The sequence below is a fragment of the Frankia torreyi genome, assembly GCF_000948395.1.
GTDB lineage: Bacteria > Actinomycetota > Actinomycetes > Frankiales > Frankiaceae > Frankia > Frankia torreyi.
Genome location: NZ_JYFN01000016.1, coordinates 83752 through 97860 on the forward strand (window position 1 = coordinate 83752; position 14109 = coordinate 97860).

Here is a 14109-nt window from a genome sequence, read left to right on the forward strand (position 1 = left end):
GGCGGCCCACTGCCCCCGTGACAGTGCAACGGTACGTCCTCACGGAGACGACTCCTGCCCAGAGCCGACATCCGTTACGTCAGCCCTCCTTGCATCCGGTGGGGAACCTGCCCTCGCCCGCGGCGAACCTCCGCGGGACCAGTCTGCCGGTGTTCTCGTGGGAACGCCTTTCCTCGGTCTGTCGATGGCAAACGACGCCGGGCGGATCGGACATCCGTTCCGGATCGACGCGGTGGCTGCACCGTACCGGCTCCTGACGAGTACCCGCTGTCGCGGGAAGGCCAACGGCCGCGGCGAGCACTGTCCACGTTGCGACACCCGCCCACTCCCGTCTCCCGGCCCGCCCGCCGGCTCTGGCGGCCGCCGCGTCCCCGTCCGCCCCGGCGGCGGCGCCGCGGGCCCGCGGCGCCGTGCCGCACCGGCTGCGGTGACTTCCGCGCCGCCCGTCCTACCACCTTCCTGGATGTTCCCGTTCACCCGGCCATCTCTGGCGGAGTTCACTCGGCCACCGGTGGCAGCGTCGTCGCCAACCGACGCCCGGGCGATCACATTCCCGGCCGCGAACGCCGGCCCGAGGGCGGCTGCGGGGCTGCCGCGATCGGCGCCTGCAGCGGACTGCCCCGGAGGGGCGCCCGCCCGCACCGGGGGAGACGGCGCCGGGGTTCGCGGCGGGGTCGCCGACGGATTCCCGACGGTCCGCTGTCCGTGCTGTCGCGACGTGTGCCGGGGGCCTCTGGCGCCATGGTCACCATGTTGCCGGGCCCCGCCCCCTTCCCGCGCGGCATTCCCGCCGAAGGGCGGTGTAACGAGGTCCTCAGGTCTCGGCCGCCCGGACGGGCCGAACCCCGCGTTCCGAGCCCGCTGGGCCGCCCGCCGCCCGCTGCGCGGCCGCGATCCGGCAGCATACGGGCAGGACCGGTCCGTACCGGGCAGAGCGGCGCCTCTCCAGACCGGAGGCCGGTCCCGCCCGGGCGGGACCGGCCGGCGTGGGCAGCCGGCGGCCGGCAGCCGCGACCCCGCGTCCGGGCAAGGCACGTCCGACCCGCGCACCCGGAACCGTCCGGAGCGCACCGATTCGAGCTGGGAGCACAACGTGGGAAGCCTCGCGGCGGTCTTCTTCGACATGGACGGCCTGCTCGTCGACACGGAGCCGATCTGGACCGTCGCCGAGCACGAGGCGGCGGCGCGGCTCGGCGGCGAGTTCACGTCGGCGATGAAGCGGGCGATGATCGGCCACGGCATCGACACCGCGGTGCCGATCATGGTCTCGATGCTTGGCCGGCCGCCGTCCGACGTCCCGGCCACGGCGCGGTTCCTGCTGCGACGCTCCGCCGAGCTGTTCCGCGAGCCAGGCGTGATCGTCCCGCAGCCCGGCGCCGTCGAACTGCTCGCCGTCCTGCGAGAGCGGGGCGTCCCGGCGGCGCTGGTCTCCTCGTCCTTCCGGGACCTGATGGACCCTGTGCTCGGCGTCATCGGTCGGGAGCTGTTCGCGACGACGGTGGCCGGCGACGAGGTGAGCCGCCGGAAGCCGGATCCCGAGCCCTACCTGACCGCCGCCCGCATGCTCGGCGTGGACCCGCGGCGCTGCGTCGTCCTGGAGGACAGCCCCTCGGGCGCGCGCGCCGGTGTGGCCGCCGGCTGCGCGACCATCCTCGTCCCCTCCATGCCCGATCTCCTCGACCCCACCACCACCCCGCCCACCGCCACCCCGCCTGCCCCGGCCCCGCCCACGGCCACCCCGCGTCCCACGGCCACCCCGCCTGCCGCCGTCCCGCCTGCCGCCGTTGCGTCGGATGGAGCGCCGTCCGCCCTCGCGGGGTCCGACGCGGCGTCAGCGGACGCCCTCGAAGTGCCCGCAGGCCTCGCCGCGATCGTCGCCAGCCTGCACGACGTCACCCTCGACCTGCTCGACGAACTGCTGGGCGCCCATCCGGTCGGAACCTGACCGTGACCTCTGCGAGCGCGAGCGCGCGGCGCACCATCTCGGCGACGCCGGCCGGACCGCCCAGCACATCGGCCCAGGTGAAGCGCAGCAGGGTCCAGCCAGCCGCCAGCAGGTCGTTCTGCCGCATGCGGTCGCGGAACAGCGCGCGTGGCTGGCGGTGATAGGCGGCGCCGTCCGCCTCCACGGCGACCAGCCGGCTCGGCCAGGCCAGGTCGAGCCGGGCAACTGGACGGCCTCCCAGCGTCGGGACCCGGTCCGGCGGCTCGTCCGGCGTCCCTTCGAGGGGATCGACGCTCGTGGACCCCGTCGGCCTGCCCCGCTCCGTCGGGCTGGCGGGGTCCCACACCTGCCACTGCAGCTCCTCCGGCGGCAGGCCGGCGTCGAGCAGCAACAGGCGTAGCCGCGTCTCCAGAGGTGACTCGGCCCGACCGTCGGCGAGCGCAAACCAGTGCCGGCGGGCGACCACTCCCCGGCGGCCGGCTGCCGGCCTGAGTACGGCGCCGATGTCCGGGACTCGCCCCTGGTGCAGCGCGGCGTCGAGCAGGCTGACGGCGGTCTCCCGATCGCTGTCCAGGACCAGGTCCGCCAGTGTGCGCTCGACGGTGGTGACCGGGATGCCTCGCCGGAGCTGCCGCTCGTCGGGGCGCAGGGCACCGAGATGCCGGATGAGGTTGTCGATGCCGGCGGCCGCGTGAGCGGACCGGGGGAGCAGAAGGTGAACCGGCTCGCGCGCCGTGCCTGTCTGGTCGAGCCCCGGCAGGCCCAGGAGCCGGGCGGCGGTCACGCCGCAGACGACTGCCTCTGGCCGGCCGACCAGCGCGGCCCGCACCGGTCCGCGCAGCGGGTGCGCACCCGGGAGCAGGACGGTACCGCGGAACGGCGTGGAGCAGCCGGCGCCCCGGACCAGGCGATCGAGTTGCCGGCGGGTCAGACCCGCCTGCCGGATCTGGGTCCGGGTGAGCATGCCGTCCTGGCGGGCGGCGAGCCGACGCAGGGAGAGCGGAAGCGCGGGAAGGTCCACCCGGCCAGCCTGGCGGGTATGTCGCCTTCTGGGCAGCGGCACTCGGCCAGCTGTGGATGAGCCGGAGGCCTGTGGACAAGGGCACCTGCGGACGAGGATTTCGCGGGAAGGCTCCTTCGGTAATCGTCCGTGTACATAATCGTGCCGAGGGTTCGGTACGGTTTTTCGCCCGAAAACCGTACCGAACCCTCGGCATGATGTGGCAGCAATCTGGCCGCGCCGCGCTCGGGGTGGGGCGACGACGGGCTGGGTCGGCTCGGCTTGGCCTGGGATGTTCCGGCCATGTCGACGGTCGCGTGGACGGGTGCGTGGACGGGTGCGTCGACGGTCGCGTGGACGGGTGCCGGCTGGCTGTCGCGGTCCGGTGCGGGTGCCTGGCCTCCCGCGAGTAGGAGGGCCGTGGGCGCCGCAAACCCCTGGGCGAGGTCGCGGGTGCGCCTGCCGCGGCTCTGGCCCAGCTCAGGTGGCGGAGATGGCGCGCAGGACGTCCATGCGGGCGGCGCGGCGGGCGGGGAAGACGGCCGCGAGGATGCCGAGCAGGACGCCGACGATGATGACGATGATGATCGTCTGGACCGGGTAGGCGAACGTGCTGATGCCCTGGGAGGCCAGGGCCTTCGTGAGGGCCCAGCCGAAGATGCTGCCGACGACGACGCCCAGCACGGCGCCGAAGACGGAGATGATCGTCGACTCCATGACGACCATGGCCCGCATCTGCCCGCGGCTCATGCCGACGGCGCGCAGCAGCCCGATCTCCCGGGTCCGTTCGATCACGGACAGGGCGAGCGTGTTCACGATGCCGAACAGTGCGATGATCACCGCCAGGGCCAGCAGGACGTAGATGAAGCCCAGTAGCTGGTCGATCTGCTTCTCCTGCTGGGCGACGAACTCCGACTGGTCGCGTACCTCCACCGTGGCGTACGGCTTGACGATCTTGTCGATCTCGGCGCGCACGGCCGCGGGGTCGGCCCCGTCGGCGCGTTTGACCAGCACGAACAGGTCGAGGTCGTCGGTGGTGTGCCGGGCGAACTGGCCGGTCGAGATGATCCACGAGCCGGCCACCTGGCTCTTCTTGTACGTCCCGGCGACGGTGAGGTCCTGGGTGCCGTTGGGGAAGGTGACGGGGATCTTCTGCCCGACGCCGAGGTGGCGGTCGGCGGCGACGCCGTCATCCACGAGGATCGTGCCGTCGCCGAGGGCGTGGAGGTCTCCGGCGACCTTCTTGAGGGCCAGCACCTTGGGCAGGCCGGCCGGATCCCCGGCGAGCACCTGGGCGTCGCGCCCGCCGATCTTCGCCAGGCCACCGCGCAGCCCGGTCGCGACCTCGATGCCGGGCTTCCCGGCCAGATCGCGTGCCACCTGGCCGCTGAAGCCCTGGCCGAAGCCCTGGGCGGTCAGGAAGAAGTCGGCGCCGAGGCTGTCCTGCACGGTCGTGCGCACCGACTCCTTGATCGACTGTCCGAGGATCGAGAAGGCGCTGACCAGCGCGAGTCCGATCATGAGGGCGGAGGCGGTCGAGGAGGTGCGTCGCGGGTTGCGCATCGCGTTCTCCCGGCCGAGCCGGCCCGTGGTGCCGAACAGCGAGACGAACGGCGCGCCGAGCACCCGGATGATCGGGCCGGACAGCAGGGGCGACAGGGTGGCGATACCGAGGAAGATTCCCGCGGCGCCACCCCCGACGGCGGCGGCTCCCGACTTGCCCGCCGACGCGGTCCCGAGGACGAGCAGCAGCACCCCGAGCGCCGTGAGGGCGGTCCCGGCGACGGCCCGGGTGCGCAGCGAGCGCGTCGGCAGCACGTAGGTCTCCCGCATCGCCGCGATCGGCGGCACGGACGCCGCCTTGCGCGCCGGCACGAAGGCCGCGGCCGAGGTGATCAGGATCCCCACGCCGTAGGCGGCGATGATCGTGCGCGCCTCGAAGACCAGCGAGCCGCTGGGCAGATCCACGCCGAACGCCCCGACGGCCGCCCGGAGCAGCACGGCGAGCCCCGCGCCGAACAGCAGCCCCACGCTTGCGCCGGCGAAGCCGACCAGAGCCGCCTCGACCTGCAGCGAGATCTGCACCTGACGCCGGCTGGCGCCGATCGCCCGCAGCAGTGCCAGCTCCCGCACCCGCTGCGCCACCAGCATCGTGAAGGTGTTGAAGATGATGAACGCCCCGACGAACACCGAGATCGCCGCGAAGATCAGCAGGAAGGTCGAGAAGCCGCTGATCGCCTGCTGCACGGCGCTGGCGTTCTCCTCCGAAAGCTGCGTGCCGGTGATCGCCTCGATGCCGGCGGGGAGCACGGCGGCGACCCGCGCGCGCAGCTCCGGCTGGCCGAGGCCGGGGACGGCCGCCAGGTGGATGGAGCTGAACTGGCCGGGGGCCAGCAGCACCCGCTGGGCGGTGGCGGTGTCGAACGCGGTCACGGCGGCGCCGCCGAGGCTGTCCTGCCCGGCGACCCGGAACGTGCCGACCAGCGTGTATGTCGCCGGTGCACCCTTGGTCTGCACGGAGATCCGCGTTCCGAGGGCGAGATGAAGGTCCCGCGCCGTCGCCCGATCCACCGCGATCTCGCCGGGACCAGGGGCGCGGCCCTCGGCGAGCTGCTCGGACGCGGTCGGCTGGCCGCCCGTCCAGTTTCTGCCCAGCCCCGGCGCCCCGCCCTCCTTCGCCGGCTTGCCGGTGCGCGGGTTGATGAGCACCGCCTGGCCGTTGACCGACCCGACGGCCGCGCGCACCCCGTCGACCCTGGCCACGGTGTCGAGGATCGACGCGGGCAGCGGCGGTCGGCCGGAGTCGCTCGTCGGGTCGATCTGGTTGACCGCTCGGACCGCGACGCTGACGTTCTTGTTGATGTCGGCGAACAGGCTGTTGAACGTCCGGTTGAGCGTGTCCGTCAGGACCAGGGTGCCAGTGACGAAGCTCACGCCGACGACAACCGCCAGCATGGACAGAGCGAGCCGGACCTTACGGGCCAGCAGGCTCTTGAGGGTGGCGCGCAGCATCGACTCAGGCCCAGCCCGCCGACCCGGGCCCGTCCGCCCGGTAGCCGCCCGGGGCGCCGTAGCCGTCCGGGGCGCCGTAGCCGTCCGGGGCGTCGTCATCGCGCGGGCCGGTGGGGCGCGGCACCGGCCGGCGCCGCGGGTTGCCTGCCGGGCCACCGTAGCGGCCGCCGCCCGGCCCGCTCCCGTCCAGCGGTCCGGTCGCGCCCAACGGCCCGGTCTCGGGCCCGGGGACGGGATTGAACTCGCCGGTGAACGGCTCGCCGTAGCGGCCGTCGTAGGGCGCCGGCCGCGCCGGCCGGCCATCGTTGCCGTAGCGCTGGTCGGGGTAGTCGTAGTCGCCGTACCGGTCGTCGCCCTCCGGGTAGCCCCGTGGGCGGGGCGCCGCGCCGTAGTCGTCGTGGCGGGCGCGGTCGCCCTGAGGCTCGCGGTCCGCGGGACGCGCGCGGCGGGCCCGGCCGTCGCGGTCGTCCCGGCTGTCATGGCGGTCCCGGCCGTCCCGGCCGTCGTGGCGGTCCCGATCGTCGTGGCGGTCCCGGCCGTCCCGGCCGTCCCGGACGTCGTCGTAGGCGTCCGCTTCGCCGGCCGCGTCGGCGCCGTCGGGGAGCAGCCCGCGCTGGGCGGCGTCGAGGTGCTTCATCCGGTCGAGCACCTCGTCCGCGGTCGGCTGCTCGATCGCGTCGACGAGCCGACCGTCCGCGAGGAAGATCACCTCGTCCGAGTAGGAGGCGGCGGTGGCGTCGTGCGTCACCATGACGATCGTCTGCCCGAGCTCGGTAACCGAGTCCCGCAGGAACGACAGCACCTCGGCGCCCGAGCGGGAGTCCAGGTTGCCGGTCGGCTCGTCGGCGAAGATGATCTCGGGCCGGGTGACGAGGGCGCGGGCGCACGCGACCCGCTGCTGCTGGCCGCCCGACAGCTCGCTCGGCCGGTGCCCCAGCCGGGGGGCGAGGCCGACCGCGTCGACGACGGTGCGCATCCACGCCTGATCCGGAGCGCGGCCCGCGATGCTCAGCGGCAGCGTGATGTTCTCCGCCGCGGTCAGCGTCGGCAGCAGATTGAACTGCTGGAAGATGAAACCGATCCGGTCCCGGCGCAGGCGGGTGAGCTCCTTGTCCGACAGCCGGGACAGGTCGACGTCGCCGATGAACACCCGCCCGCGGGTCACCGTGTCCAGGCCGGCCAGGCAGTGCATGAGCGTGGACTTCCCCGAACCCGACGGCCCCATGATCGCCGTGAACCGGCCGCGTGGGAAGTCCAGGTCGATCCCGCGCAGCGCGGTGACGGTCGTGTCCCCGGTGCCGTAGACCTTCGTCAGACGGTCGGCGCGCGCCGCCGGGACCTGGCCGCCCGTGCCGCCGGGATTGCCCGCGATGCCGGCGGCGGGCTGCTCGCGGCGGTCGTCCCCGCGCTCGGTGGTCCGCGCCACCCGCTGCGGGCGACCGGGCGGAGCGCCCCTGCCCGCGTCCCGCCTCCCGCCTGGGGATGATCCGGTCCGTCGGGCCATCGTGACGTCCTCTCCTCGCGCGCTCGGCGCGTCTGCCGATGCCCCTGCCCGCCGCCGGGTACAGGGCCGTCCCATCGTCCTACGTAGGTGTTTCGGCGCGCGGACTGCGACTGCCACGCTCGGCGGGGTCCGCCCGCCGGCCGCCCGGTCCGGACGACCCTCGATCGCACCGTCGGAGTCCCCAACGATCGAGGAATGATCCGCATCTCGGGATTGATCCGGAATCCCCGGACAACCCGCGTCCCCTCGACGTTCCCGGCCTCGCCCGTGGGCGGCGTCCTGCACGGCGGGAGTCAGCCGTCCGCCTCGCAGACGGCCGGGGCCGCGTCGTCGAGGGGCACGGCGGGGGCCGGCCGGGGCAGCGGCGGCGGCGTGCCGCCGAACGCCGGGCACAGCGCCTGGTGGTGGCACCAGGAGCACAGGCGGTTCGGGGTGGCCCGCCAGTCCCCGCTGCGGTGGGCCCGGTCGATCGCCGCCCACAGCGCCTCGATCCGCCGCTCGGTGGCCCGCAGGTCCGCCTCGTCCGGGGCGGCCCGCAACCAGGTGCGGTCACCGAGGTAGTACAGGCGAAGCTCCCGGGGGATCACGCCGCGGATCCGCCACAGCAGCAGGGCGTAGAACCTCATCTGGAACATCGCCGAACCCTCGAACGCCGGCCCGGGCGAGCGGCCGGTCTTGTAGTCGACCACCCGCAGGGCCACGCCCTGCGGAGTCGTCGCCTCGTCGAGCCGGTCCACGTAGCCGCGCAGCCGCAGCCCGGAGTCGAGCACATGCTCGACGTAGAGCTCGCGGGCCGAGGGGGCGAGCCGGGCCGGGTCCTCCAGCGCGAAGTACCCCGCGAGCAGTTCGCGCGCGGAATCCAGCCAGGCGGCGAGCGCGTCCGGGCCGTCGAAGAGCGCCTCGACCGCCGGCTCCCGTTCGCGCAGCGCCCGCCAGGCCGGCTCGACCAGCGCGCGCGCGGCCTCGAGGGTCCGCCCGGCCGGCGGCAGGTCGAACAGGTTCTCCAGGACCGAGTGCACGACGGTCCCGCGGCTGGCCGCCTCGCTCGGCGGTTCGGGCAGCCGGTCGATGACGCGGAATCGGTAGCGCAGCGGGCAGTTGACGAAGTCCGCCGCCCGCGACGGCGACAGCGACCCGATCAGCGGCCGCTCGGCATCCCGCGGCCCGCCCGGCGCTGCGGGGTCGACCGCCGGCACGGAAGCCTCGCTGGATGCCGCGGAACCAGGCGGCGGCGTCGTGGTCATGACCCGACCCTAGAACCCGCCACCGACAGTCCCGCGGGTCGGTCCCGGCCGGCGGCGAGGGACGTCCCCGGCGACGGTCCCGCCCTCGCCGGAGACCCCCGGCACCCCCGCTGGTCACAGGCGTGGACAGGGCCGGCAGACGCGGCCGGATCTGGTCCGTAGCATCGGTTCCATGACGGATCAGCACGGTGGCACCGGCTCGGATGCCCATGGCGGCACGGGTGGTGCGTCGCGGCATCCGGGTGAACGGCCGCCGGGGGTCGTCATCGGGCGCATTCGTGGCGTCCCGATCATGGTGTCGCCGCTTGCGTTGATCTTCGCCCTCCTGGTGGCCTACCTGCTCTCCGGCTCCATCCGGGACCGGCTGCCGACGGCGTCGGACGGCCAGGTCCTCGCGATGGCCACGGTGATCTCCGTCGGCTTCCTGCTCTCCCTGCTGGTCCACGAGATCGGCCACTGCCTGGCCGCCCTCGCCTTCGGCCACACCGTCCGTTCGGTGACGCTGCACGGGTTCGCCGGGTTCACCGAGTTCGAGCCCGAACCCCGCAGTCCCGGCCGCGAGTTCCTCATCGCCTTCGTCGGTCCGGCGGCCAACGGTCTGCTTGCCGGGCTGTGCTTCCTCGGCCTGCTCGGCATCGGCGACGACACCAACGTCGGGGTGGTGCTGCGCGATCTCGGGGTCATCAACCTGGCGCTGTTCGTGTTCAACCTGGCCCCCGGCGTGCCGTTGGACGGCGGGCGGGTGGTCATCGCCGCCGTGTGGGCGGTGACCGGGGACAAGCTGCGCGGGCTGCGGGCCGGCGCCTACGGCGGCTTCGTGGTGGCCGCGGGCATGGTCGTCTGGGGTACGACGATCTCCGGCGACAGCTTCGGCCTGTTCTACACGTATGCTCTGGCGGCGTTCCTGGCCTTCGCGGCCTTCCAGTCCTTGCGTGCGGCCCAGTTGCGCGGTCGGCTGCCGGGGCTGTCCGCCGGCCGGCTGGTGCGCCGGACGCTGCCCGTCGAGGGCGCCGTGCCGCTGGCCGAGGCGTTGCGGCGGGCCCAGGAGGTCGGCGCCACCGCCGTCGCGGTGATCGACCGAGACGGTAATCCCATCAAGATCATGAATGGCTCGGCGGTCGACGCGCTGCCCGAGCATCGGAGGCCGTGGATGTCCGTGGACGAGGTGAGTCGGGCGATCTCGCCCGGGATGGTGCTCGACGCCGACCTGGAGGGCGAGGACCTGCTCGCCGCCGTGCAGAGCATGCCCGCCTCGGAGTACCTGGTGCTGCAGCACGGCCGGCCGGTCGGTGTGCTCGCGATGGTCGACCTGGTCGCCCGCCTCGACCCGGCCGCCGCCGCGCGCATGGTGGCGCAGCGGTGACCGAGCCCGATCTTCGCCCCGGCCCCACCGGCGCGGCGCACCGCCGCGGGCCCTTCACCAAGGGCGACCGGGTGCAGCTCACCGACCCCAAGGGACGCAAGCACACCGTCGTCCTGGAACCGGGCAAGCAGTTCCACACCCACCGCGGCGCCGTCGAACACGACGCGCTGCTCGGCCGGCCCGAGGGCATCGTCGTCACCAGCACCGGCGGCACCGACTACCTGGCGCTGCGCCCCCTGCTCGTGGACTTCGTGCTGTCGATGCCCCGCGGGGCGACCGTGGTCTACCCCAAGGACGCGGCCCAGATCGTCACGTACGCGGACATCTTTCCGGGCGCGCGGGTGCTTGAGGCCGGCGTCGGCTCGGGCGCGCTGTCCTGCTCCCTGCTGCGCACCATCGGGGATGCCGGTCGGTTGATCTCCTACGAGCGGCGGGAGGACTTCGCCGCCATCGCCCAGCGCAACATCGAGACGTTCTTCGGCGGGCCGCATCCGGCGCACACGGTGATCGTCGGCGATCTGGCCGAGACGACCGAACGGGACGTCGACCGGGTCGTCCTCGACATGCTCGCGCCCTGGGACGTCGTGGACGCCGTCAGCGCGGCGCTCGTTCCCGGCGGGGTGGTCTGTGCCTACGTCGCCACGACGACGCAGTTGTCCCGGGTCGTGGAGGCCCTGCGGGCCCACGGCACGTTCGCCGAGCCCGCCGCGTGGGAGACGATGATGCGGGACTGGCATGTCGAGGGCCTTGCGGTCCGCCCCGGCCACCGCATGGTCGGCCACACGGGCTTCCTGGTCACCGCGCGTCGCCTCGCCGACGGGGTCACGCCTCCGGTCCGCCGTCGACGCCCGGCAAAGGGCGCCCTCGGGGATCCGGCCGGCGCGGATCCGGCCGAGGCGGGTGCCCTTCTCGCCGAGCCGGCCGCGACGGCCCTCGCCGGAGCTGCGCCCGAACCCGTCGTGGATGCGGTGCCCGAACCCGTCGTGGATGCGGTGCCCGAAGCCACGCGTGGGAGCTGACTCCACCAGCGACGTGGCGTACCCCCCAGAAGCCCCCTCTCGTCCTGCTGTCACCTTCCGTGACGTTAGGGGGTGTGGCTGAGGCGCGTCGCGAAGCGGGCTACGGCCCGTGCGCCAGCGGCGGATACGGGGAGAGCGCCTACCTGTTTCTTCTGGGGGGTTCGGCGTCCGATTCGTCCCCCCAGAAGGAACAGGTTGCCCCGTTCCCCTGCACACCCCCGCCTCGCGAGGCGGTGTGGAGGGGTGGCGGTGGGCCGTTCGATGGCGAGGCGGGTGCAGTCCGACATCACGCTTCGTCACCGAACGCGGGATGAGGAACTGGTGAGCGGCTGCACGAGGCCGAGCCGACCAGGCAGGCCCGGGGCCTGACCCGCGCGGACCAGGACACGCGGACCAGGAGAGGCCACGGCGGCCCCACGGTCGGGTCGATCGGGACCGAGGCGGCAGGGCGGTCGCAGTTGCAGAAGGCCAGTGACCTCTCGCCGCCCTTGGGGCGTCATCGACCTCCTGTAAACCCTCTCGCCGACGGAGGGGTCTCTCGCCGATGGAGGGGTCTCGTCGACGGGGGGTCTCTCGTCGACGGGGGGTCTCTTGCCGATGGAGAGGTCTCGCGGCGATGGAGGGGCTCGGCGTGATGGAGGCGTCAGCCGAGGGGGCCGCCGGCCTCCAGGGTGCCGTCCGGGCGTTCCACGTAGATGCACGTTCCCGGGCACTCGTCGGCCGCGTCGACGACCGCGTCCACGACGGGGAGGGGTACCGGCACGTACGCCCCGTCGGTCGTCTGGAGCTCGCCGGCGTCGTCCTTGACGTAGGCCAGCCCGTCGACGTCGAACTCGAAGATGCTGGGGGCGAGCTGGACGCACAGACCGTCGCCGGTGCAGGCGTTCTGGTCGACCCGCACGCGCAGGCCCGCCGAAACGCCCGGCTTCGCTGGAGTTGCCACAGGGCTCCGATCTTCTGTCACCATGGCACCGTAACCCGCTGTTTACGGCAAAGCCCGGTCGTCCTTGCGCGACCGGCCTGCCAGCGGCGGTCACAACGGTAGTGTGGGTGCGTCCCGGTCAGCACGGGGGNGGNGGAGGCGCAGTGTCCGGTCCCCGTTCGGGCTCTGGCTCCGGTGGGAGCACGGGTCGTCCAGGTGATGCCGAATCACGGCGGTCGGCGTACGAGAAGGAAGCACACGAGCTCACGACGCAGGTCGCCTTCCTGGAAGAGGAAGTGGCCATGCTGCGGCGTAGGTTGTCCGAATCGCCCAGGCAGGTCAGGGTGCTGGAGGAACGCCTCGCGGAGATACAGGCCGAGCTGTCGTCCGCCACGGGACAGAACGACAGACTCGTCGCCACTCTCCGGGAGGCGCGCGACCAGATCGTCACCCTGAAGGAGGAGGTCGACAGACTCGCGCAGCCGCCAAGCGGCTACGGGATCTTCGTCTTCCGGTATGACGACGGCACCGTCGACGTGTTCACTCAGGGCAGAAAGCTCCGGGTGACCGTGTCGCCGAGTGTCGACGTCGGCTCGCTCTCGCCCGGCCAGGAGGTCATGCTCAACGAGGCCCTCAACGTGGTCGAGGCGCGCTCGTTCGAGCGGCAGGGTGAGATTGTCCTGCTCAAGGAAGTCCTCGAAAGCGGTGACCGAGCACTGGTGATCGGTCACACCGACGAGGAGCGGGTGGTCATGCTGGCCCAACCGCTGCTCGACGGTCCGATCCGCGCGGGGGACTCGTTGTTGATCGAGCCCCGCTCCGGGTACGCCTTCGAGCGGGTCCCGAAGTCCGAGGTCGAGGAGCTTGTCCTCGAAGAGGTCCCGGACATCGGGTACGAGCAGATCGGCGGGTTGAAGAGTCAGATCGAGTCGATCCGCGACTCGGTGGAGCTGCCGTTCCTGTACAAGGAGCTCTACCGGGAGCATCAGCTCAAGCCGCCGAAGGGTGTGCTGCTCTACGGCCCACCCGGCTGCGGCAAGACGCTGATCGCGAAGGCGGTCGCCAACTCGTTGGCCAAGAAGGTCGAGGCGATCACCGGCCAGGGCAACGGCCGGGCCTTCTTCCTCAACATCAAGGGCCCCGAGCTGCTCAACAAGTTCGTCGGCGAGACCGAGCGGCAGATCCGGCTGGTGTTCCAGCGGGCGCGCGAGAAGGCGTCCGAGGGAATGCCGGTGATCGTGTTCTTCGACGAGATGGACTCGATCTTCCGGACCCGCGGCTCGGGTGTGTCCTCGGACGTGGAGAACACGATCGTTCCGCAGCTGCTCAGCGAGATCGACGGCGTCGAGCAGCTCGAGAACGTCATCGTGATCGGCGCGTCCAACCGCGAGGACATGATCGACCCGGCGATCCTGCGGCCGGGGCGGCTCGACGTCAAGATCAAGGTGGAGCGGCCCGACGCCGAAGCGGCCCGCGACATCTTCGCCAAGTACGTCGTGCCCAGCCTGCCGCTCTACCCGGAGGACCTCGCCGAGTTCGACGGCAATCGGGAGGCCACGGTCGCGGCGATGATCCAGCGCGTCGTCGAGCGGATGTACGCGGAGAGCGAGGAGAACCGTTTCCTCGAGGTGACCTACGCCAACGGCGACAAGGAGGTCCTGTACTTCAAGGACTTCAACTCGGGCGCGATGATCGAGAACATCGTCGCCCGCGCCAAGAAGATGGCGGTCAAGGCGCACATCGAGGGCGGCCTCAAGGGTCTGCGCATGCAGTACCTGCTCGCCGCGTGCCTGGACGAGTTCAAGGAGAACGAGGACCTGCCGAACACGACCAACCCGGACGACTGGGCCCGGATCTCCGGCAAGAAGGGCGAACGGATCGTCTACATCCGCACGCTCGTCACCGGAACGAAGGGCACCGAGGCCGGACGCTCCATCGACACCATCGCGAACACCGGCCAGTACCTGTAACGACCGGCGGAACACTCACCGCAGTTCCGTCGCGGTCGCGCTAGGTACGGCGACCGCGGCGGGGCGGCCTGCTCCGTACCGCGGCGCCCGGGACCGAGAAGGTTCCGGGCGCCGCGGCATGCGTGCGCCG

The 14109-nt window shown here is 72.7% G+C and carries 9 protein-coding genes; 4 read left to right on the forward strand and 5 right to left on the reverse strand.

Features of this window, described 5'->3' with window-relative positions; genetic code table 11:
• The first annotated feature begins 1123 nt into the window (after positions 1 to 1123).
• The gene (locus FF36_RS31510; protein WP_370657258.1) at positions 1124 to 1945 is read left to right on the forward strand and encodes an HAD family hydrolase; all 822 of its coding nucleotides are present in this window, start codon (positions 1124 to 1126) and stop codon (positions 1943 to 1945) included.
• Here FF36_RS31510 and FF36_RS12490 read toward each other — a convergent pair.
• From FF36_RS12490 to FF36_RS12505, 4 genes are all read right to left on the reverse strand, one after another.
• Positions 1893 to 2966: a type IV toxin-antitoxin system AbiEi family antitoxin domain-containing protein gene (locus FF36_RS12490; RefSeq protein ID WP_052681074.1), complete on the reverse strand. Its 1074-nt coding sequence runs from the start codon at positions 2964 to 2966 to the stop codon at positions 1893 to 1895. The two genes, FF36_RS31510 and FF36_RS12490, sit on opposite strands and share 53 nt — an antisense overlap.
• A gap of 459 nt (positions 2967 to 3425) precedes the next feature.
• Entirely contained in the window at positions 3426 to 5957 is a 2532-nt protein-coding gene (locus tag FF36_RS12495) for an ABC transporter permease (RefSeq protein ID WP_044885199.1), read from the reverse strand.
• Between the two features lie 4 nt (positions 5958 to 5961).
• Entirely contained in the window at positions 5962 to 7383 is a 1422-nt protein-coding gene (locus FF36_RS12500; protein WP_422615087.1) for an ABC transporter ATP-binding protein, read from the reverse strand.
• Positions 7384 to 7754: 371 nt separating this feature from the next.
• Positions 7755 to 8705 carry a RecB family exonuclease gene (locus FF36_RS12505; RefSeq protein ID WP_044885201.1) on the reverse strand — a complete coding sequence of 317 codons (951 nt, stop codon included), beginning with the start codon at positions 8703 to 8705 and terminating at the stop codon, positions 7755 to 7757.
• A 172-nt stretch (positions 8706 to 8877) separates the two neighbouring features.
• Between FF36_RS12505 and FF36_RS12510 the strand changes: the two genes are divergently transcribed.
• Together FF36_RS12510 and FF36_RS12515 are read left to right on the forward strand one after the other, a co-directional pair.
• A complete protein-coding gene (locus tag FF36_RS12510) occupies positions 8878 to 10068 on the forward strand; it encodes a site-2 protease family protein (RefSeq protein ID WP_044885202.1) in 1191 nt (396 codons plus the stop codon).
• A complete protein-coding gene (locus tag FF36_RS12515; protein ID WP_052681075.1) occupies positions 10065 to 11087 on the forward strand; it encodes a tRNA (adenine-N1)-methyltransferase in 1023 nt (340 codons plus the stop codon). The genes FF36_RS12510 and FF36_RS12515 overlap by 4 nt, the downstream gene beginning before the upstream one ends.
• 643 nt (positions 11088 to 11730) lie before the next feature.
• Here FF36_RS12515 and FF36_RS12520 read toward each other — a convergent pair.
• Positions 11731 to 12054: a ferredoxin gene (locus FF36_RS12520; RefSeq protein ID WP_044885203.1), complete on the reverse strand. Its 324-nt coding sequence runs from the start codon at positions 12052 to 12054 to the stop codon at positions 11731 to 11733.
• 119 nt (positions 12055 to 12173) lie between these two features.
• On the opposite strand from FF36_RS12520, the gene arc reads away from it, so the two are divergent.
• A complete protein-coding gene (arc, locus tag FF36_RS12525) occupies positions 12174 to 13979 on the forward strand; it encodes a proteasome ATPase (protein WP_044885204.1) in 1806 nt (601 codons plus the stop codon).
• Positions 13980 to 14109 lie beyond the last annotated feature (130 nt).

Excerpts from the sequence above, each read along its gene's own strand:
- FF36_RS12495 (WP_044885199.1), bottom strand. The coding sequence starts at position 5,957 with ATGCTGCGCGCCACCCTCAAGAGCCTGCTGGCCCGTAAGGTCCGGCTC.
- FF36_RS12510 (WP_044885202.1), top strand. The coding sequence starts at position 8,878 with ATGACGGATCAGCACGGTGGCACCGGCTCGGATGCCCATGGCGGCACG.
- FF36_RS12505 (WP_044885201.1), bottom strand. The coding sequence starts at position 8,705 with ATGACCACGACGCCGCCGCCTGGTTCCGCGGCATCCAGCGAGGCTTCC.
- FF36_RS31510 (WP_370657258.1), top strand. The coding sequence starts at position 1,124 with ATGGACGGCCTGCTCGTCGACACGGAGCCGATCTGGACCGTCGCCGAG.
- FF36_RS12520 (WP_044885203.1), bottom strand. The coding sequence starts at position 12,054 with ATGGTGACAGAAGATCGGAGCCCTGTGGCAACTCCAGCGAAGCCGGGC.